The 20549-nt window shown below is 25.5% G+C and carries 17 protein-coding genes and 1 other RNA gene; 12 read left to right on the top strand and 6 right to left on the bottom strand.

From position 1 onward, the window contains the following. Positions 1 to 153 precede the first annotated feature (153 nt). From AMRN_RS10780 to AMRN_RS10765, 4 genes are all read left to right on the top strand, one after another. Positions 154 to 555, top strand: coding sequence for a hypothetical protein (locus AMRN_RS10780; RefSeq protein WP_099311044.1), 402 nt, complete (start codon positions 154 to 156; stop codon positions 553 to 555). Between the two features lie 152 nt (positions 556 to 707). Next, positions 708 to 2717 (top strand): methyl-accepting chemotaxis protein, encoded by a 2010-nt coding sequence (locus AMRN_RS10775; protein ID WP_118897444.1) that lies wholly within the window; start codon positions 708 to 710, stop codon positions 2715 to 2717. Between the two features lie 113 nt (positions 2718 to 2830). After that, complete coding sequence (locus tag AMRN_RS10770; protein ID WP_099312343.1) at positions 2831 to 3088, top strand: hypothetical protein; 258 nt, start codon at positions 2831 to 2833, stop codon at positions 3086 to 3088. Positions 3089 to 3175: 87 nt separating this feature from the next. After that, positions 3176 to 4429: a coproporphyrinogen III oxidase family protein gene (locus AMRN_RS10765; protein WP_099312341.1), complete on the top strand. Its 1254-nt coding sequence runs from the start codon at positions 3176 to 3178 to the stop codon at positions 4427 to 4429. A gap of 66 nt (positions 4430 to 4495) precedes the next feature. Here the strand turns inward: AMRN_RS10765 and AMRN_RS10760 are convergent, their stop codons facing one another. The 5 genes from AMRN_RS10760 to ssrA all read right to left on the bottom strand — a co-directional run bounded on the left by AMRN_RS10760 (position 4496) and on the right by ssrA (position 9040). Beyond that, positions 4496 to 5515: a M48 family metalloprotease gene (locus tag AMRN_RS10760; RefSeq protein WP_099312339.1), complete on the bottom strand. Its 1020-nt coding sequence runs from the start codon at positions 5513 to 5515 to the stop codon at positions 4496 to 4498. Next, positions 5508 to 6218, bottom strand: a complete 711-nt coding sequence (locus AMRN_RS10755; protein ID WP_099312337.1) for a hypothetical protein — start codon at positions 6216 to 6218, stop codon at positions 5508 to 5510. The genes AMRN_RS10760 and AMRN_RS10755 overlap by 8 nt, the downstream gene beginning before the upstream one ends. Positions 6219 to 6242: 24 nt before the next feature. After that, complete coding sequence (locus tag AMRN_RS10750; protein WP_099312335.1) at positions 6243 to 7469, bottom strand: CHASE2 domain-containing protein; 1227 nt, start codon at positions 7467 to 7469, stop codon at positions 6243 to 6245. A 299-nt stretch (positions 7470 to 7768) separates the two neighbouring features. Next, a complete protein-coding gene (locus tag AMRN_RS10745; RefSeq protein WP_099312333.1) occupies positions 7769 to 8071 on the bottom strand; it encodes a hypothetical protein in 303 nt (100 codons plus the stop codon). A 573-nt stretch (positions 8072 to 8644) separates the two neighbouring features. Continuing rightward, positions 8645 to 9040, bottom strand: a transfer-messenger RNA (tmRNA) gene (ssrA, locus tag AMRN_RS10740). A gap of 147 nt (positions 9041 to 9187) precedes the next feature. Between ssrA and AMRN_RS10735 the strand changes: the two genes are divergently transcribed. The 7 genes from AMRN_RS10735 to AMRN_RS10705 all read left to right on the top strand — a co-directional run bounded on the left by AMRN_RS10735 (position 9188) and on the right by AMRN_RS10705 (position 17338). Continuing rightward, a complete protein-coding gene (locus tag AMRN_RS10735) occupies positions 9188 to 10390 on the top strand; it encodes a saccharopine dehydrogenase family protein (protein ID WP_099312331.1) in 1203 nt (400 codons plus the stop codon). A gap of 64 nt (positions 10391 to 10454) precedes the next feature. Continuing rightward, positions 10455 to 10631, top strand: coding sequence for a rubredoxin (gene rd / locus AMRN_RS10730; protein ID WP_099312330.1), 177 nt, complete (start codon positions 10455 to 10457; stop codon positions 10629 to 10631). Next, the gene (gene nspC / locus AMRN_RS10725; protein WP_099312328.1) at positions 10615 to 11751 is read left to right on the top strand and encodes a carboxynorspermidine decarboxylase; all 1137 of its coding nucleotides are present in this window, start codon (positions 10615 to 10617) and stop codon (positions 11749 to 11751) included. Before rd ends, nspC begins: the two co-directional genes overlap by 17 nt. Positions 11752 to 11767: 16 nt before the next feature. Continuing rightward, positions 11768 to 12694 carry a polyphosphate kinase 2 gene (gene ppk2, locus AMRN_RS10720; protein ID WP_099312326.1) on the top strand — a complete coding sequence of 309 codons (927 nt, stop codon included), beginning with the start codon at positions 11768 to 11770 and terminating at the stop codon, positions 12692 to 12694. 2 nt (positions 12695 to 12696) lie between these two features. Next, positions 12697 to 13818 (top strand): polyphosphate kinase 2, encoded by a 1122-nt coding sequence (gene ppk2, locus AMRN_RS10715; RefSeq protein ID WP_099312324.1) that lies wholly within the window; start codon positions 12697 to 12699, stop codon positions 13816 to 13818. A 34-nt stretch (positions 13819 to 13852) separates the two neighbouring features. Further along, positions 13853 to 14800: a hypothetical protein gene (locus AMRN_RS10710; protein ID WP_099312323.1), complete on the top strand. Its 948-nt coding sequence runs from the start codon at positions 13853 to 13855 to the stop codon at positions 14798 to 14800. Continuing rightward, positions 14801 to 17338: a tetratricopeptide repeat protein gene (locus AMRN_RS10705; protein ID WP_118897442.1), complete on the top strand. Its 2538-nt coding sequence runs from the start codon at positions 14801 to 14803 to the stop codon at positions 17336 to 17338. A 7-nt stretch (positions 17339 to 17345) separates the two neighbouring features. Here AMRN_RS10705 and AMRN_RS10700 read toward each other — a convergent pair whose 3' ends face one another. Beyond that, entirely contained in the window at positions 17346 to 19151 is a 1806-nt protein-coding gene (locus AMRN_RS10700) for a vWA domain-containing protein (RefSeq protein WP_099310366.1), read from the bottom strand. A gap of 91 nt (positions 19152 to 19242) precedes the next feature. On the opposite strand from AMRN_RS10700, the gene tig reads away from it, so the two are divergent. Then, complete coding sequence (gene tig / locus AMRN_RS10695) at positions 19243 to 20544, top strand: trigger factor (protein WP_099310365.1); 1302 nt, start codon at positions 19243 to 19245, stop codon at positions 20542 to 20544. Positions 20545 to 20549: the final 5 nt, after the last annotated feature.

The following is a 20549-nucleotide window of genomic DNA, read 5'->3' as shown; positions in this document are numbered from 1 at the left end:
TTTTATTTAGGAAGAACAATGAATGTATCATAGATAAAGTTTCGCGCCTCTTTATCTATATATGTTAAAATTATAACCTATGGTAATTAACTAAAAAAAAACAGATGGTTAATAAAAAGTTAACATGTAAAAATCATAAAAAAAAGGAAAGAAATGCAAATTATAATCTTTGTTTTAGTACTAATTATTCTTGGTGCTGTTGTATATCAAAAGCTAAGGAGAAGGTACGCTGCAAGTCAAATTTTATTAGGTACTGCAATTATAAGTGTTTTATTTATAGGTTCAATTTATATTTTTAATATGAATGAGGGTGGTATAAAAGCTGCTTTTAAATCAAAATATAAAGAAATTTACGGAAATGAGATTTCAAAATTGAGTGCAAGTATTATGCAAAGTAAAAAAGGTTTAGAGGCAAATGAATACTTTTATAGATTTGTTTATATTACGATAAAAGACAAAAAAGAGTATGTTTGTGAAGCAAGAAATGTTTTTGTTCAACTAATAGAAGATGAATATGTTTTTAAAGAGATAAAAGAAGAGTGTAGAGAAAAGTAAAAATATTATTTTTCTCTAAAAAATATTACTAAAATAACAAAAAATAATATTATTTCAATTTATTTGGATAATTAGTTAAGCAAAAGTGATATTAAAAGATAATTATAGTTAATTTAGTGTATAATTATTTATATGTTATGTAAGGGGACTATATGCTAAATAATATTTCTACTAGAAAAAAACTTATGTTTTTTCCAACTTTATTTATTATCAATATAATAATATCTGGAATAATCTTTTCTCATTTTAATGGAAAAGTAAATCATGATGTAAAAGTTCAAATTAGTACGGAAGAATTTATTCAAGATCTTTTAAAGGGTCGAATCTCAGTTTATCAATTTTTAAGAATTTCAAATGAACAAAGAGCACAAAAAGTAAGAGATGATTTTAATAACTTAGATGAAAACGTGAAAGATCTTCGATCAAAATTACTTGATCAAAATAATATTGATTTAACAAATGAGATTTTGAAGTTATCTTCTAAATATATTGAAGATTTCAATAATTTTTCAAAAGAGAAGATACAGTCTTATAAATCTGGTCTAACTAGTGAGAGTAAAGAAGCTACAAGATTAGTTTTAGCTATGAGAGAATCTGCTACTGTTTTAGAAAAAAAATTAGATGAAATAAATAAAAAAGCAATTGAATTAAAAGAAGAAGCAAGTAATACTTTGACAACTGTATTATTGGTTTTAGCAATAATATCATCAATTATCTTTATTCTATTTTCTATTGCTTTATCATCTTTGATAGTTAATACTTTAAACCATTTTAAAGATGGATTATTATCTTTCTTCTCATTTTTAAATAGAGAATCAAAAGATGTAAAACCTTTAGAGGCAAAAGGTCGTGATGAGTTTGCTCAAATGGCAAATCTTGTAAATGAAAATATTATTAAGATAAATGAAGGTCTTAAGAAAGATAATGAAGCAGTTGAAGATGCTTTAAAAATAGTAGAAAAAGCAAAACTTGGATATTTAGATGTACAATTAACAACACAAGCAAATAATCCTCAACTATTACAATTAAGTGAAGCTTTAAATTCAATGCTTAGAAATATCAAAAGAAATACTGATTCAATTTCAACAGTGTTAAAAGAGTTTAGTAATTATAAGTTTACAAGTAAAGTAGATAGTAGTGGTGTTGAAGGAGATATGAAAGAGTTTATAGAGAATGTAAACTTCTTAACAGATGAGATATCAGGATTGTTAAAAGATTCATTAATCATAGGATTAACACTAGATGAAGCATCAGATAAATTAATAACAAATGTAGATGTATTAAATACAAGTTCAAATGAAGCAGCAGCAAGTCTAGAAGAGACAGCAGCAGCATTAGAAGAGATAACAAGTACAATAGTAAATAACTCAGAGAATGTAGCAAAAATGAGTAAGTATGCACAAGAGTTAGGAAACTCAGCAAAAACAGGGCAAAGTTTAGCAAATAAAACAACAAAATCAATGGAAGAGATAAATGAACAAGTAAGTTCAATAAATGAAGCAATCACAGTAATAGATCAAATAGCATTCCAAACAAATATACTTTCACTTAATGCAGCAGTAGAAGCAGCAACAGCAGGAGAAGCAGGGAAAGGCTTTGCAGTAGTAGCAGCAGAAGTGAGAAACTTAGCAAATAGAAGTGCAGAGGCAGCTAAATCAATAAAAGAGATAGTAGAGAATGCAACAAGTAAAGCAAATGAAGGGAAAGGTATCAGTAGTGAGATGATAAAAGGCTATGATGTCTTACTAGAGAATATTGAGAATTCAACACAAATGATAAGTGAGATAGCAGCAGCAAGTAAAGAGCAAGAATCAGGGATTACACAAATCAATGATGCTGTAACACAATTAGATCAACAAACACAAAAGAATGCATCAATAGCAACACAAACACATGATATTGCAATACAAACAGATACAATAGCAAAAGAGATAGTAAGTGATGCTGGAGCAAAAGAGTTTTTAGGAAAAGAACAAGCAAAAGTAAAAAAGATAGATGTTCCACATGAAGAAGAGCCAAAAGCTAAATATGATAAAAAAGAGGAGTATGAAGATAAACCAATAGAAAATAAAAAATCATACTCTTATGAAAAAAAACCTAAACAAGCTCAAACTTTTACTTCAAATAGCAATGACAAAGATGATGAGTGGGAGAGCTTTTAAGCTCTTTTACTCAAAATTACTATATAAAATATAAATAAAATCATTTTTTAAACTATTCTTTTATATAAAATGTTATTATATTATTAGTTTAACATTTTGTAATAGGAGAATATATGTTTGTTACAAAACATGAAGTAATTGAAAACATAGAACAAGTTAAAAAAGAGTTGCAACAAATGAAATATAAAAAAACATTAAAATATTCAAAGCCATTGCTTGATATGTTGAATAAGTTTCATATTGCTTTACAAAATGACTCAAAAGACACTGCTGAAATAATTGAAAAATATAATATTTGGTATAAAGAGTTAGAACTGAATAAACAGCTAGATAGATTAAATATCTATGAAAAAATGCAAGAGTTCAAATAAACCTTAAAAAATATAAATAATTTACATTAAATTTACCATACTACTATAAAATTGTCTTACATGAAAAGTACAACTAAGGAGTAAGTCATGGTAAATAATATAAAAGAGATTTTTTCTATCTTCACTGCTAAAGCAGTAGTGAAAAATACTTTTGCATCTTGCATTAATATAACATCAACTTTAAAAAATGAATCAAAATATTCAAGTATTGACAGCCAAAAAAAATATTTACTATATATTCACGTACCCTTTTGTGATAATTTATGTCCTTTTTGTACTTTTCATAAGTTTAAACATAACTTTGAAGACTCTAATAGATACTTTAAAATTTTAAGAGAAGAGCTAAAAGTTTTAAAAAGAAAAAATGTAAAAGTTGATTCAGTGTATGTAGGTGGAGGAACACCTCTTATAAATGAAAAACAATTAAGAATAACTATAAAACTTGTAAAAAAATTATTTGATGTAGAGGATATATCATGTGAGACTGATCCAAATCATATAGATGTAAACACAGTATATAAATTAAAAGGTCTAATAAAAAGATTATCTATTGGAGTTCAAAGTTTTGATGATGAGATATTAAAACAATTAAGTAGATATAAAAGATTTGGAAGTAGTTCTGAAATTAAAGAGAAAATATCTAAAATTGCTGGGATTTTACCTATAACAAATATTGATTTGATATTTAATATTCCAAGTCAAACCCAAGATATTTTAAGAGATGATTTACAAAGTGCAAAAGATTTAGGTATAGAGCAAATAACAACATATCCTTTAATGAGTTCAGATTTAAATTCAGGTTTTTTAAAAAGTAAAAAAATAAATACAAATGAACAAAAATTTTACAATATAATAAAAGAAGAACTAAAAGATTATACTAAAAATAATATGTGGTCATTTTCTAAAAATCTAGTAGATTTAAGTGATGAATATGTATCAACACATGATGAATATATTGGTGTGGGAAGTGGAGCATTTAGTTATCTTGATGGAAAACTTTTTATAAATGCCTTTGATTTAAAAGAGTATGAAGAAAATATTATTACAAGAAAAGATGCTCTTATGGCAAAAAGTGAATTTGAAAATATAAATAAAATTGAGTATGCAATGCTAAGCACACTTTTTGGTGGAAAATTAAATATAAAAGAGTTTAATAAACTTTATAATGTAGATTTGGAAAAACTACTTAGAAAAGAGTTATATTTAGTAAAAAAATTAGATGTAATAAGAATAGAAGAGGGCATAATATATCCAACACAGTTTGGTGAGTATTTACTTGTGATAATGATGGCAAGTTTTTATAGTGGCATGGATAAAGTAAGATCTATGTTTAGAAGATAAAGTAAATGCTAAAAATTCCATGTCAATCTGATAAAATAATATCAAGATTGACAATGGAATGAAATATTATAAAGTTCTTTCTAGTTCTTTGATATTTTTTACTCTTATTTCTTTAGAAGGATGTGAATCTCCTAAAATATCATCAATTTTTGTAGTTTTTACAGATAGTTTATTGATATTTTGAATTAATTCATTTGCATATTTTCTTTTGTTATTTTTATTTATTTTTACCATTGTTTTTAATCCGCATGCATCTGCTTCAAGTTCTTGTTCATTTGAATAGTAATTAAAGAAGCCTCTTACTAAAAGCATGGCATTTGATAAATCTGCATTTTGTACATAATCTTCGTCATTTATATTTTTTATAAACTTTACTATATCTTCAATTGATGAATATGATTTAATTAATTTATATTGTAACTCTTTTGCTGCATGTCTTTTAGATATATGTGATAACTCATGAGCTAAAATTGTTTTATAATTATTGCTTTCAATTAAATTTTGACTAATAATTAGATGACCAAAAGGCAAGGCTTCAGCAACATTTTTTTCAGTTGTAATTGCTACTTTTAAATCAAAAGGAAAATTCATGTCTTTATTGCTTTTTTTATATTGATTTAAAAAAGAATTTACTTTTTTAAATAATCTTTTGTATCTAATATTTCTATTTGTTTCTTCAATAATTTCTGCACTTTTTCTTCTTTCATTAAAAGCCAATTGACCATAGAACTTTTCAACTTCTATTGGAATCCAAAATGAATTTTTTGCTAGATCTTTTGTAAGTTCTTTTATATTTTGTTGAAGTTCATCTTTTGAAAAATCAGAGTCTTTACTTAAATAAGAAGAAATTGTACTACTATTTGAAATTGTATGTGAAGTAGCTATAGATATAGCTGATTTATAATTTACTTCATACGATTCAAACATTATTTTACATTGTTTATCTACATTAGTTGTTTGCCCAGGTTCTGCCAATGCTTTAATGCTTTTTTGTGCTACGTCTGTCACAGCAGATGTAATATCTGCAAAATCAAAAGCAAATAATGAATTTGCTAATAAAATAGTAAAGCCAAGTTTTTTAATCATTTTGTATTCCTTTTAATAAATTATTTCTATCGTAAAGTAAACCATATTGGTCATATATTATACTTTTTATATAAAGTTTTGAATTTGAGTTATTCATTTTTGATGTTAGTTTTTTAATCTCTTGAAATATTATATTTTGCTCTTTTTTACTTAATGTACTAAAGTCAAATGATTCATTATTTATCAATATTGTATATTTATTGTTATATTTAAAAAGTGAATGTTTTAATATTAGAGATTTTGATTTTAATTTTTTAGAATATATTCTTTTTCCATTTTCTAGTATTTTAATTGTAGAGTTTATATTGTCATTAAAATCTATTTTTATGTTTTGATGTGGTTTAAGAATAAAACCTTTTGGAATAGTATTGTTTGTTTCTTTTGAATTTGAAAATCTTTTAATTCCAAAACTTACCTGTTTTGATGTGTTAAAAGATAAAAGACGTGAAAACTCTATTGGTTCATCTTTTATCTTTTTTGTATCAAAGATATCATTTTTAAAAAGTTTTTTGCAGTCTAAGTTTGTGTCAATAAAATAGCAAATATTTATTTTTGTTAAAGCTTTTATCTTTTTACACTCTTTTATTTCAAATGCTGATATCTCTTCACCATCACAAATAACTTTGTTATTTGAATTACCCAAAAGCATTACTGTTGCATTTATATTCAAACTAATAAGTAACAATGCTAATATATATTTCATTTAAATCCTTTTATAAAATTTCATTTAAAAAAATGAATATAATCCTAAAATAATAAAACAACTTCTAAGAAAATAAGCAAACCAAGCTGTTTTAAAACTATCATTAAAATCTTTTTTCTCAGAATTTATTACTAAATCTATAAACATACCAAGAATAATTGGTACAGGATTAATCCATACAAAAAATTTATGGAAAAAAATACTTGAAATAGATAAAGAGATAATTATAAATAAAAAGAGTATGATAATTAATGATAGGTTATAAATAGTATTCATATTTTGAGTTTTTGCAATAGATTTTTTTCTTAAAATAAAAGATATAAAAAAACCAAATAATAAACCATTTAGTATATCAATTATACTTGTATTTAAAAGGTTTGCATATTCAATAGGATGAGTTATTGAGTAATAAATGGCATTTAAAATCTCTACACCAAATCTTTCACTATATGGTGTTTTATATATATCTGTAAACCCATATCCTCCACCTAAGAATACTGTTTTATTAGATAAGTCATATCTTTTTATTTCAGACATACTATTTAAGTAAATAGTGCTATGTGTTATTTTAGAATAGTTTACAGGTATCTCTTTTTGATTTGTAAAAAGCTTTTTATTATTAGTTAAAACTTCACTAATTGATTTTGTTTTTAAAGATTTACATATACTACTATTTTGTGTATATGCAACACGTGAAATATGGTTTTGAAAATTATTGTATTTTAAAACAAGTCCTATTTCAGAAGTAATAAAAGGAATTGCTAGTTTGATATTGCTTTTACAAATATCTTTAATCCATTTTTCTTGATTTTTTAGATTTAAGTTTGAAAAAAATGCAAAAGGTAAAACTATATTAATATCTTTTGAAATTTCTTTTAAATATTCATATAATTTAATTTCATTTTTTGTTTGTTGTAAACTATTTGGAGAAATACTAAAGTCAATAATAATTGTTTTAGGTTTTTGTTTTGTAATATTTTTTATTAAATTGTATAGTTTTTCTTTATTTAAAGGGGAAGTTGAATTAAACTCTTTTTCATAAAACTCATTTGTAATTAATAATGCAAGAGAATCAGAATTATTGTTATAAACTTTATTTTTAGTCTCTTTATCAATTGAATTATAAATGTTTCTTAGTGTCGCAGAGTGAATTATCTCTAATAAATTTAATTTATTGTCTAATAAAAATACGATACCACTTACAAAAAGAAATGAGAAAATAGAATTTTTAACTATTTTAAAATAATTCATTTAAATTGTAGCCTTATTTTTAATTAAACTAAATAATAGCAAAACAATTATAAAAAAATTATTTTAATCAAAAAAAAATTTAATAATTTTTAAAATAACACTATATAGTTATTTTAGATGATTAAAAAGTAAATTTTGAAATTATTTAATAAGGTTGTTGAAGCTTGAATAATTTTAAAAAGCATAATTATTAATATTGGGGCAGATGAAGAGTAAGGAAATATTGATGATTTTAAAAAACAAAAATTAAATTATTATAAATTGATACAAACCACACCCACCAATCACTATTGTTGTTTCTAAATATTTTTGTACCTCAATATGTACCAATGATAATTGTTGTATACTTTTTTTTTATCATCTTGTAAAAATTGATTTTTCATTGCACGTTCAATATCAATTGGGTGAGTTCCTTCTGATTCAATTTTATTTGAGTAGTAAGAGTTTATAGTCCGTAAGTTTTCTTTTATTGCATTAATTATATGAATATTTAAATTTCCTGTTAACTTAGCACTTTCAATTATAATTTGTTCTGCTTTATTAAGTATCTCTTGTTTTAAAGGAAAATGTTCTGATTGTGGTATAGTTGAAGTTGTGTACATTCGTAACTTTTTCATATAAAAAATCGTATATTATTCATGTTATTTTTAATTAGTATTTTAAACCTTTTACTAGGGTTAATTTACCATAAAAAAGCTCTATTCTAAATATTTTTATTAAAATATAATATAAATTTTTTAACTTCTTTTTTAAATAAAATAAAATAGTAATTATTTCTAAAATTTAACTAGTTTAATTTTATCCAGGCAATCAGCCTACCATTGCATTAATTCTTTTTTCTCATGTGTTATTGTTGAGAATATAATTTTAAATTCATGAGTTATGTTTATTTTGATATCCAAGTTTCTTTTTTAATATTTCAATTGCTAGTTTTGATAAAGACAAAATAAAATCTTTTTTAGTTTTCATTTTTTTACCTGATATATCTATAACTTTTTTTCAAAATTCATTTCCAATATATGGGTAAACTCCAAAGTTCATAACTTTTCTTTAGGTTTAGCAGTTTTAATATCTTTATTTGTTAGGGATTTTATAATTTTTGACATTTATACGGTATTTATTTTTGAACTTTTGCAATTACCGTAATAAACTTTAGAAAGCATAACTATTAATATTGGTGGAGATGTCCGGGATCGAACCGGAGTCTTAAAACATTTACTCTTGACGTCTACATGCTTAGTGAGGTTGAAAAATTTCACTTTCTAGCAGCTCAACCTGCAAGGCAACTAAAAAGCTAAGATTTTAAAGTGTCCTTTTAAAGTCAAATCAATCCTTTAAAAGTAATCTATCTAGGGTGAACCCGCGATAACCTACTTAGATAGAATCAGTAGTGCGAGTCTCCAAAGACTCAACCCGAAGGGAGTCTATAAGTTGTTAAACTTACGCAGCTTTTGCGTAAGCTGGAGCGTAATTTGTATTGTTTGCGTCTAAAAAAAATGAGCCGCGTAACGGCATGCTCAGGCCGACATGCAATCAAGCCTCAATGCTCTAATCGAAGCCATATCATCCCCATATTTAAGTAGTGAATTTTATCGTAATAAGCTTAAACTTAATATAAATATGAAAATCTTTATTTATCATTAGTTGATTCTGCTACTTTCAATTATAATTTACTAAAAAAAGTCTATAATTGCGGATATTTTAATTGGAGATTTTAAATGGATAAAAAAGGTATTTTAATCATTGGTGCTGGTGGAGTAAGTAGAGTTGCCACGGTAAAGTGTGCTATGAATATTGATACATTTGAAAAGATAACTTTAGCTTCAAGAACAGTTTCAAAATGTGAAGATATCGCTAAAGATATTAAACAAAGAGTTGGAGTTGATATTGATACTGCATCTATTGATGCTGATAATGTTCCTGAGCTAATAAAACTTATTGAAAAAGTAAATCCTAAGATTGTATTAAATGTAGCCTTACCTTATCAAGACTTAACTATTATGGATGCTTGTACAAAAGCAGGTGTTGATTATGTTGATACTGCGAATTATGAACATCCAGATGAGGCCAAATTTGAGTATAAAGAGCAATGGGGAAGAGATGAACAGTTTAAAAAAGCTGATGTTATGGCTTTATTAGGAAGTGGTTTTGATCCAGGTGTTACAGGTGTATTTTGTGCATATGCTCAACAAAATCTTTTTGATGAGATTCATTATATAGATATTATGGATTGTAATGCAGGTGATCATGGATATGCTTTTGCTACAAATTTTAATCCTGAGATAAATCTAAGAGAAGTATCTGCAAATGGAAGATATTGGGAAGATGGTAAATGGATTGAAACAAAACCTTTAGAAATAAGAGTTGACCATGATTATCCAGAAGTTGGAATTAAGCCCTCATATCTTTTATATCATGAAGAGTTAGAGTCTTTATCTAAAAATATTAAAGGTTTAAAAAGAATTAGATTTTTTATGACATTTGGAGATTCATATATAGCTCATATGAATTGTTTAAAAAATGTAGGTATGTTAGGAATTGAACCAGTTATGCATAAAGGTGTAGAGATTACTCCAATTGAATTTTTAACTACACTATTACCAGACCCTGCAAGTTTAGGTCCTAGAACAGTTGGTAAAACAAATATTGGATGTATTATTGAAGGTCTTAAAGATGGAGTAAAAAAGAGAGTTTATATTTATAATATATGCGACCATCAAGAGTGTTATAAAGAAACAGGAGCACAAGCTGTAAGTTATACTACTGGAGTACCTGCTATGATTGGAACAAAAATGTTATACAAAGGTATATGGAAATCAAAAGGCGTATTTAATATTGAAGAGTTTGAAGCAAAACCTTTTATGGATGAATTGATGACTCAAGGTCTTCCTTGGAAAATATTAGAATTACCTGTAGATTAGTTTTTATTTAAGTATTTATAAGTCTTAATTAAGTCATAATAAACAAAACATAAAGGAGTCTATTATGCAAAAATATATCTGTACAGTTTGTGATTATGTTTATGATCCAGAACTTGGGGATCCAGATGGTGGGATTGAGCCTGGAACATCTTTTGAAGATATTCCAGATGATTGGCAATGTCCTGACTGTGGAGTAACAAAAGAGGACTTTGAAGCAATTGAAAATGATGAAAACAGTTAATAACATAAATGAATTACCAAGTCCAAGTTTTGTTTGTGAAGAAGCTTTATTAGAAAAAAACTTAAAGCTTCTTTCTCATGTACAAAAAGAAGCTGATGTTACTATTCTTTTGGCTTTAAAAGGATTTGCTTTACAATCTACTTTTGAACTATGTGGAAAGTATTTGCAAGGTTGTTGTGCATCAGGACTTCATGAAGCTATATTGGCATCAAAAGAGTTTAAAAAAGAAGTGCATACATATTCTCCTGCTTATAAAGAAGAAGAAATTGAGCAGATTGTATCTTTATCAAATCATATAGTATTTAACTCTTTTAACCAATTAAAACAGTTTAAAGAAAAAGCTTTGGGTAAAGCTTCTATTGGTCTTAGGGTAAATCCAGAATATTCATCTGTTGAAGTTGATTTATATAATCCTTGTGGTGCTTATTCAAGATTAGGAATTACAAAGAAGAACTTTTTAGAAGATAAATTAGATGGTGTAGATGGATTACACTTTCATGCTTTGTGTGAACAAAATGTAGATGCTTTACAAGGAGCTTTGAAGAATTTTGAAGAAAAATTTGGCAAGTATTTATCTTCTATGAAGTGGGTGAATTTTGGTGGAGGACATCATATTACAAGAGAAGATTATGATGTTAAAGGACTTATTGATTTACTTAAAGATTTTAAGCAAAGATACCCTCATTTGAAAGTTTATTTAGAGCCAGGAGAAGCAGTAGGTTGGCAAACAGGGTACCTAGTGGCAACTGTTTTAGATATCGTAGAAAATGGAATGAAAATTGCTATTTTGGATACCTCTGCTGAAGCACATATGCCAGATACTTTAGCTATGCCATATAGACCTGATATAAGAAATAGTGGTTTAGCAAATGAAAAAAAATATAGATATAGATTAGGTGGGAATACTTGTTTAGCTGGTGATATTATAGGAGATTACTCTTTTGATAAGCCTCTAAAAATGGGGGATAAAATAGTTTTAGAAGATATGATACATTATACTATGGTTAAAACAACGACATTCAATGGAATTAAGTTACCATCAATTGTTATAAAAAAAGACAATAGTTGTTACCAAATTGTAAAAAATTTTGGATATAATAATTATGAGGCAAGATTATAACTAGAGGATATATTGTATGGGAAGAGATAGAAGTATTATAAATGAAGAGTTCAAAGACCAAGAAGAAATAGATACAAATAAAGATGAGAAGCATAAACCAAATAACTTTTCAAGAGAAAGAAAAGATATGAAAAAGAAAGGGAAAAAAGTTCAAATTTGGGTTAAAAAAGAGACTTTAGAGTATGAAAAAGAGTTAACAACCTTACAGATTGAACTTTTGAAATTTCAAAACTATGTAAAAGAAAAAGGTCTAAAAGTTCTTATGGTTTTTGAAGGAAGAGATGCAGCTGGAAAAGGTGGTACTATTAAAAGAATCACTGAACATTTAAACCCAAGAGGTGCAAGAGTTATTGCTTTAGAAAAACCAAGTGATATTGAAACTACTCAATGGTATTTTCAAAGATATACAAAGCATCTTCCAAGTGCTGGAGAAATAGTTTTATTTGATAGAAGTTGGTATAACAGAGCAGGAGTTGAACCTGTAATGGGATTTTGTACTACAGCAGAACATCATGAGTTTTTAAAAGAAGTTCCAGAGTTTGAACAAATGCTTGTAAAATCTGGGATTACTCTTTTGAAATTTTATTTTTCAGTTTCAAAAAAAGAACAAGCAAGAAGATTTAAAAAAAGAGAATTTGATCTTTTAAAACAGTATAAATTATCTCCTGTAGATAAAGAGTCACAAAACTTATGGGATAAATACACTGTTGCTAAATTTTCAATGCTTATGGCTTCAAATACGGATATGTCACCATGGACAATAATAAGAAGTGATAATAAGAAAAAAGCGAGAATCAATTGTATTAAACATATTTTAACGCAAGTAAAATATCCTAAGAAGATTGATTCAAAAAAAATAAAAGTAGATCCAACTATAGTAATTGATGGAACTAGAGAAATAGAATTAATGGAAAAAGAAAATAAATTTGCAAAGGCTGAATAAAGATGAACTTAAGTGATTTTGAGAAAACAAACTATAGTGGATTGTATGTATCAAAAGTTGCCCATCCGACTTTTGGAAAAAAGTATATTGCAAGATTCCAACATGAAAGAAAAAGATATGTTAAGGTTTTAGGATATACAAAAAAAGATAATCTTACAAAAAAAAGCGCTTTAAACTTGATGCAAAAGTTTAAAGATTCAATAGTTATACAAGAGAAAAAAGAAAAAATTGAAGTAAAACCAAATAATGATAATATTTGTGATAATGAAAAATTAGAAAAATTACAAGAAGAAAATAAATTTTTAAAATCATTATTAGGTGACTTTGAAACTTTAGATTCAGAAGTTATAAAAGATGGTGTTCAAAAACTATATGATGCAGAAGAGTTAAAACAGTATCAAATAGAGCTTATTAAGCTTCAAAATTATCTTGAAAATGAAAATAAAAGAATGATTATTTTATTTGAGGGTAGAGATGCATCTGGAAAAGGTGGTGCTATTAGACGAATTACAAGATATATGAATAACAAACATTATAGAGTTGTAGCTCTTGGTAAACCAACTGAAACACAAAAAAACCAATGGTTTTTGCAAAGATATATTGAACATTTTCCAACAGGTGGAGAAATAGTTTTATTTGATAGAAGTTGGTACAATAGAGCTATGGTTGAGCCAATCTTTGGATTTTGTACTGAAGAAGAGTATGAGATTTTTATGGAAGATGTTGTTAATTTTGAACAAGATTTAGTAAGACAAGGTATGGTTTTAATTAAACTTTATTTTTCTGTGTCAAAAGATGAGCAAAAAAGAAGATTTGATAGAAGAATAAATGATCCTTTAAGACAATGGAAATTTTCAGAAGTTGATATGCAAGCACAAGATTTATGGACTGAATTTTCTGACAAAAAATATGAGATGTTAAGAAGAACAAATTCAAGAAGTGCACCTTGGCATATTGTAAGAAGTGATGATAAACACAAAGCAAGATTGGAAGCTGTGAAAATTATTTTAAATTCTATTGATTATGATGGAAGAAACTATGCATTAGATTTTCAACCAAATGAGAAAATAAATATCTCTGTTCAAAAAGAGCTAATGCAAATGAGAAAATCTCAAAACTATTAAGAAAAAAGCTTTTGCTTTTTTCTTTGGAAATATATTGAAAAAAAAATACTTAATACTTCTATTTACTATTTTGCTACTATTATTAGCAATCTTATATATATCTAAACAAAATAAAAATAGTTTAATATATAGTTTTTATCACTGGGAAAATAGTTATAATATAAAAGAAAATAAAGAAAAGCTTTATATAAAAGTTCTAGATATTGATTATTCTAATAAGTTAGAAATTATAAAAACAAGATTTAATGTAAAACCTCCAAAAAACTTTATTCCCGTAATTTATATAACTAATAAAACAATGAAAACTGTAAAAGCAAATAAATTAGTTCTAAAGGTTTTAAAAGCTTTAGATAGTTATACATTTACTTATGATGAATTGCAAATAGATTGTGATTGGTCACTAAATTCAAAGGCTAACTATTTTAAATTTTTAAAGCTTTTAAAAACAAATCTTAATAAAAAACTTAGTGCAACTATAAGGTTACATCAAATTAAGTATTATAAAAAAACTGGAGTGCCTAGTGTGGATTATGGGTTATTGATGTATTATAATATGTCTTATATTGGAGATTACAATACAAAAAACTCAATTTTAGATAATACTATTGCAAAAAAATATCAATATAATTTTGATAAATATCCTTTAAAACTAAAACTTGCACTTCCTTTGTATTCTCAAGCAGTACAATTTAGATATAAAAAGCCACTTGATATTTTTGAGGGTACAGTTCAAACTGATTTTGATGAAAAATTTGAAAAGCTTAAAAATGGGTATTTTAAAGTTTTACAAAGTCACTATTTTAAAGGCAGATATGTTTATGAAGGTGATATTTTTAGGTTTGAAGATTCAAAAAAACAGGATTTAAAAATTGCATTAGAAGATTTTTTTAAAATTAGTAATAATAGATTTGATGAGGTAGTTTTTTATACAATAAAATATAAAAATAAGTATGATTTACAAAAGTTACTAAAAGGTATATAGATGATTATTCGAACGTTTTTTATGATAATACTTTTCAAAGTATTTTTATTTTCGTGTGGTGGATTTTGGTATGATGATGGAAGGTTTTTATTTTTAGAAAAAAGAGATTATCCTTTTGCAAAATATGAAGAAAACTTGGAGTTCGCTTCAACTTATAATACAATAATATATGATTATAGAAAAAGAGCAAAAGAAGCAAATTTAAACTTATGGCAAGAGCAATTACATAATAAACTCTCAAAAGAACAAATTGAAAAAATTATTTATAAGAATAAGCAAGTTGATTTGATAAAAAATGAAGATATATTAAGATATTTGGCTTTTGTAAAAAAGCAAGAGATTCATGTATCATCATCATTTTATAACTACTATTCAAAAAAAGAGAAAGAAAATGCTATAAAACCAGAGTTTTTAATAGAAGAAGCTTTGGAAAGTTTAGAAAAAGTACAATCTAATTATTTAAAGAAAAGATATTTTTTTCTGGCTTTGAGGTTGGCGCATTATAAAAACTTAAAACCTTTGGATATTTATAATACATATAGCTATCTTTTAAAAGATAAAAATAAAACTATTGTTGATGATTGGATTCTTGGAATTTATGCAGGAGCACTTATTAAAAAAGGTGAAATTGTAAAAGGAACTTATGAGTTTTCAAAATTATTCTCAAAAGATAGAATCAACTGGCATTTAGCCTTTTATAATTTTAAGCATATTAAAACTCAAAAACAGTGGGATAAGTTAGTTAATCTTAGTAAAAATAAAGATGAAATAGCAAAACTATATGCAATAAGAGGTTTAAGTAAAAATGCAAATATTATCCATGAACTTAAGAATATTGCAAAACTTGATATAAATAGCAAATATTATGAGTTGCTTTTATATAAAGCATTATTAAAATCACAAACTTTTTTTGATATTGAAAATGATCTTTATGGGAAAAATGAAAAGATTGATTATACGAACTTTATAGACTATTTAAAAACTGTAAAAAAAGATGATATGTATTTAGTAAATTTAACACTTGGTTTTTTCTCATATTATCAAAATAATATAAAACAAGCAAAACAGTATTTGAGTATTTTAAAAGAAAAATATAGTTCTTCTCATGAAGTCCAAAATCTAGATTATATACTTTTTTTAAATGATATTAAAAAAGTAAATAGTGATGTTGAGAAAAAAATATATGAAAAATTAAATCTTTTATTAGACAATAGTTGTACTTTTAAATCTGTTGAGAAATATACTTTTTATAAGTTAAAAACACTATATAAAAATAGTAATTTAAAGTTAAAATCTTATCTTATGTCACAAATGGATTATTTTGATGAAAGAAGTTTAGATTTAAATAGAGTAAATAGAATTGATGAATTAATTAATAATAAAACAAATAATAGTTTTGAAAACTATATTGTTTCAAAACTTAAAAATAAAAATATTCAAAAAACACTTGAAAATGCAAAAGTTTATGGATTGATAAACAACTTTAAATTTAAAGAAGCATTAGATACAAATAGTGAAATTTTAAATGATAAAGTAACTTTTAGTATTTTTGAAAACTCAATAAAAGGGAATAATAGAAAAGGTGAAAAGTACCAAGAAACTATTAAAGAGATTTTAGAACACTTACTTAGCCTTGAAAAAATACTTAAAAGTAATCCAAATGATGCTTTGACAAACTATAAGTACGCAACTGCTATTTATAATCTAAGTTATTTTGGAAACTCAGCGAAATTAACAACAATTTATAAAAGTAGCTATAGTTTTAAAAGTTTAAAATTAGAAAAAGAAAGAATACAAACATCAATAAATCATTATAAAAAAGCATTGCAAACTTCAAAGGATAGTGAGTTAAAAGCAAAGATTTTATACTCACTTGCAAAAAATGAGTTAGCTTTATATGATTTAAAAAATTCTAAAAAAGAGAGTTATTACAAAAATTATGATTCTTACTCATTTGATAGGTTGTATTATTTTAGTGTAAATGACTATAAAAAATATATAGTCCAAGGTTATGGAGAGTTTTTTAAAAAGCTTGAAAAAGAGTACTCTAATACTAATTATTATAAAGATTTAATTCAAGAGTGTGGTAACTTAAGATATTTTCAAAAAGTTATGCAAAGAGTAAGTGTGAATGATAGCTTTAAAAGTATAAATACAAATGAAAGAAAAGTTTTGAAATATCTAGAAAAAGATATACAAGCAAAATCAAGAAAAGCTTTAAAAGATTATGATTTAATTTATTTTTTTAAATTGACAAATAATATACCAATTAATAGTAAAACGGTTACTTTATATAATAATATTGCTTACTATTTACAAGAAAAAAGAAAAAGTGATGAAGCAATATATTTATTAAATAAGGTTTTAGAAATATATCCTAAAAGAGTAGTGGCATATTATAATTTAGGTGATGCATACTGGGATAGTTATGATAGATCTAATGCAAAAAAAGCCTATAAAAAGTATGTTGAACTTATGAAAGAAGCAAATAAACAAAACAAAATTCCACAAGTTGTAATACAAAGACTAAAAGGCTAGATTTATTCTACCATTTAGTCTTTTCATTTGATTCTTCATCTTTTTTTAGAAATACTTCAATCTCTTTTTTTTCTAATTGCCTTAGCCATTTTTTTTCTTCTCTATTTGAAATCTCTTTTTCACTTATTTTTGATATTTGAGATTTTTTTTCTTTACTGTTTATGTTGTTGTTTTCATGTTTTTGCTCATTTTTAACTTCTTTGTTTTCTTTAACTTCTTTGTTTTTTTCAGTTTCTTTATTTTTGGAATTTTTTAAAGAATTATTCTTTTCGTCTTTTTTATTTTTAGTATTTTGATTTTGATTAGAATTTTGTTTATCATTTTCTTGCTTATTCTGTTTTTTGTTTTCTTGCTTATTATCTTCATTATTTTTACTGTTTTTATTTTTATTGTTTTTATTCTTTTGCTTATTATTTTTTTTATTACTCTTTTTAGGGTCTTGTTTTTTTTGTTTTTTCAAAGCATCTTTTACAATATCTAGATTTTGTCTAGTTTGCTTATCTTCTTTGAATTTTAATGCCTTTTCATAACTTCTTATTGCTTCTTCTAGCTGATTTAGCTTGGCATAACTATTTCCCATATTATAAAGTTTTTTAAACTCTAAGCTTTCATCTGAACTTATAACCTTTTTATAGTTTTCTAATGCTTGTTTAAACTTTTTTTGTTTATAAAGTGAGTTTGCAAGATTGTAGTAAGCTTGGGGAGTTTTTGCAACTTTTTTAAACTCTTTAGCTGCTTTTTCATAATCTTTTTTTTCATAAGCTTCTTGTGCTTTGTCAATTGTTTTAAAGTCAGTAATAGAAGCTTTTAAATCATATTGTATAAATAAAATTAAAATAAAAGGTAAGAATCTACTTTTTGGCAAAGAAGAGAATGCTATTAGCAAAATTAACAGTGCTAGGGCTAAAGGATAATAAAATAGTTCAGTATAAACTTTGAATTTTTCTGATGCAGTATTTTGTTTTTTTGAGTTGTTTTCAACTATTTTCATGATGTTTTTTACATCATAATCATCAATTGTATAGTTTATATATGCTCCATTTGTATTTAAACTAAGATTTTTAATATTTTCATTTAATGCTACAGTTACAATATTTCCATTCTCATCATTTAAAAGTTTTCCATTTTCTAATCGTATTGGCGTTCTTTCTTTGCTTGCTGTTGTTATAATATAAATATTTATATTATAATCCTTTGCAAGTTTTATCTCTTTTTCAAAACTATTTTTATCTGTTCCATCAGTTAAAATTATAAGATTTTTTGTTTGCATATTTTTTAGAAGCTTTGATGCACTTTTTATAGCCACTTGCAAACTTGAACCACTATCAAAAGTATATTTTTCATCTATTCTTGAAACTATTTGTTTAAGTGAAGTTATATCTTTTGTCAATGGAGATAAAATATAAGATGAATTTGAAAAAAGAATAACTGATGCAATTTTATCTTTAGATAAATCCAATAACTTCAAAAGTTTATTTTTTGCAAAAGTTAATCTATTTGGCTTAATATCATCTGCTAGCATTGATTTTGATGTATCTAAAGCAATTGTATATGAGATTAATTCTTGTTTTATTTCTTGTTCTTTTGGTTCTATTACAGGTCTTCCCAATGCAATAAGCATCAGTATTACTGCAATAAAAAATAGAATATTTCTTGTGTTTTGATTCATAAATTTATTGTTAACTGTAAGTTTATTTAATGCCTCTTGTGTAAAGACTTTTTGTATTGATTTTTTGTTAGTTGTGATAAAAAAAGCCAATAATATTGTTGGTATTAACATGAAAAATAGTACGTTTGGATATAAAAATTGCAACTTGTTACTCCTTATGTAAAAACCAATTTTATTAAAGCTTTAGTAATAGTTAGATAAAATCGCATAAAATTATATTTTCGGAGTAGATTTAATGGAATTTAACGCACAAAAAGTTGATGAAGCTAATGCAGTAATTACTGCAACGGTATCAAAAGACTTAATTGAAAAAAACTTAGACAAGGTAGCTAAGCAAGCTGCTAAAACACTTGATATTCAAGGTTTTAGAAAAGGTAAGGTTCCTGTTGCTATTGTTAAGCAAAGATATGCTGATAAGTTAGAGCAAGATGCAGAGAGTGATGTATTAAGAGATATTTTAGCAAAATCTTTAGAAGATTTAAATATTACAAATGATGACTTAGTTGGTGAGCCAGCAGTTACAAAATTTGATAAAAAAGATAATGGTGATATTGATGTAGAAATTAAAGTTGCTTGCAAACCAGAAGTTGACTTAGGTGAATATAAAGCATTAATTCCTGAGGTTGAAGATAAAGAAATTGATGAAAAAGAGATTGCTGAAAGATTAGATGAAATGGCTAAATCTTCTGCACCATTAGAAAAAATCAAAAGAAAAAGAATGGTAAGAGATGGTGATTTTGCAGTAATTGATTTTGAAGGTTTTGTTGATGGTGTTGCATTTGAGGGTGGAAAAGCTGAAAAGTATCCATTACAAATTGGTTCAAATTCATTTATCCCAGGATTTGAAGAGCAAATTATTGGTATGAAATATGAAGAAGAAAAAGAAGTAACTGTTACATTCCCAGAAGAGTATCAATCAAATGATTTAGCTGGAAAAGAAGCGGTATTTAAAGTAACTTTACATGAAATTCAAGAAAAAGTTGCAGCAGAAATTGATGATGAATTTGCTAAGAAAATGTTACCAAATGAAGAAGATGTAACTGTTGATACTTTAAAAGAAAAAATTAAAGAGCAACTTAAAAATGCTGAAATGGCTAAATATTATAGAGAAGAGTTAAAACCTCTTTATTTAGATAAATTAGTTGAAGAATTAAACTTTGCATTACCAAATTCTGTAATTGAGCAAGAGATTAATTATGCACTTAATAATAAAGTTAGATCTATGAGTGAAGAAGAGATTAAAGCTTTACAAGAAGATGCATCAAAAGTTGAGTCTATGAGAGAAGAGTTAAAAGAAGATGCTCAAAAATCTGTAAAAGCTACATTTATTGTTGATGCTTTAGCAAAAGCTGAGGGTATTGATGTAAGTGATCAAGAAGTAACACAAGTTATTTATTATGAAGCAATGCAAATGGGACAAAATCCTCAAGATGTATTAAAACAATACCAAGAAGCTGGATACTTACCAGCAATTAAAATGTCTATGATTGAAGATAAAGTTATTACAAAATTATTAGATGAAAAATTAGGAAAATAATTTAC

The sequence above is a fragment of the Malaciobacter marinus genome (genome assembly GCF_003544855.1).
Classification (GTDB): Bacteria; Campylobacterota; Campylobacteria; order Campylobacterales; family Arcobacteraceae; genus Malaciobacter; species Malaciobacter marinus.
This window is presented reverse-complemented; position numbering and strand designations above follow the sequence as displayed.

Coding starts and splice junctions, on each gene's coding strand:
- AMRN_RS10765 (WP_099312341.1), top strand. CDS start 3,176: ATGGTAAATAATATAAAAGAGATTTTTTCTATCTTCACTGCTAAAGCA.
- tig (WP_099310365.1), top strand. CDS start 19,243: ATGGAATTTAACGCACAAAAAGTTGATGAAGCTAATGCAGTAATTACT.
- AMRN_RS10775 (WP_118897444.1), top strand. CDS start 708: ATGCTAAATAATATTTCTACTAGAAAAAAACTTATGTTTTTTCCAACT.
- AMRN_RS10735 (WP_099312331.1), top strand. CDS start 9,188: ATGGATAAAAAAGGTATTTTAATCATTGGTGCTGGTGGAGTAAGTAGA.
- ppk2 (WP_099312326.1), top strand. CDS start 11,768: ATGGGAAGAGATAGAAGTATTATAAATGAAGAGTTCAAAGACCAAGAA.
- AMRN_RS10750 (WP_099312335.1), bottom strand. CDS start 7,469: ATGAATTATTTTAAAATAGTTAAAAATTCTATTTTCTCATTTCTTTTT.
- AMRN_RS10760 (WP_099312339.1), bottom strand. CDS start 5,515: ATGATTAAAAAACTTGGCTTTACTATTTTATTAGCAAATTCATTATTT.
- AMRN_RS10705 (WP_118897442.1), top strand. CDS start 14,801: ATGATTATTCGAACGTTTTTTATGATAATACTTTTCAAAGTATTTTTA.
- nspC (WP_099312328.1), top strand. CDS start 10,615: ATGATGAAAACAGTTAATAACATAAATGAATTACCAAGTCCAAGTTTT.
- AMRN_RS10770 (WP_099312343.1), top strand. CDS start 2,831: ATGTTTGTTACAAAACATGAAGTAATTGAAAACATAGAACAAGTTAAA.
- ppk2 (WP_099312324.1), top strand. CDS start 12,697: ATGAACTTAAGTGATTTTGAGAAAACAAACTATAGTGGATTGTATGTA.
- rd (WP_099312330.1), top strand. CDS start 10,455: ATGCAAAAATATATCTGTACAGTTTGTGATTATGTTTATGATCCAGAA.
- AMRN_RS10780 (WP_099311044.1), top strand. CDS start 154: ATGCAAATTATAATCTTTGTTTTAGTACTAATTATTCTTGGTGCTGTT.
- AMRN_RS10755 (WP_099312337.1), bottom strand. CDS start 6,218: ATGAAATATATATTAGCATTGTTACTTATTAGTTTGAATATAAATGCA.
- AMRN_RS10745 (WP_099312333.1), bottom strand. CDS start 8,071: ATGTACACAACTTCAACTATACCACAATCAGAACATTTTCCTTTAAAA.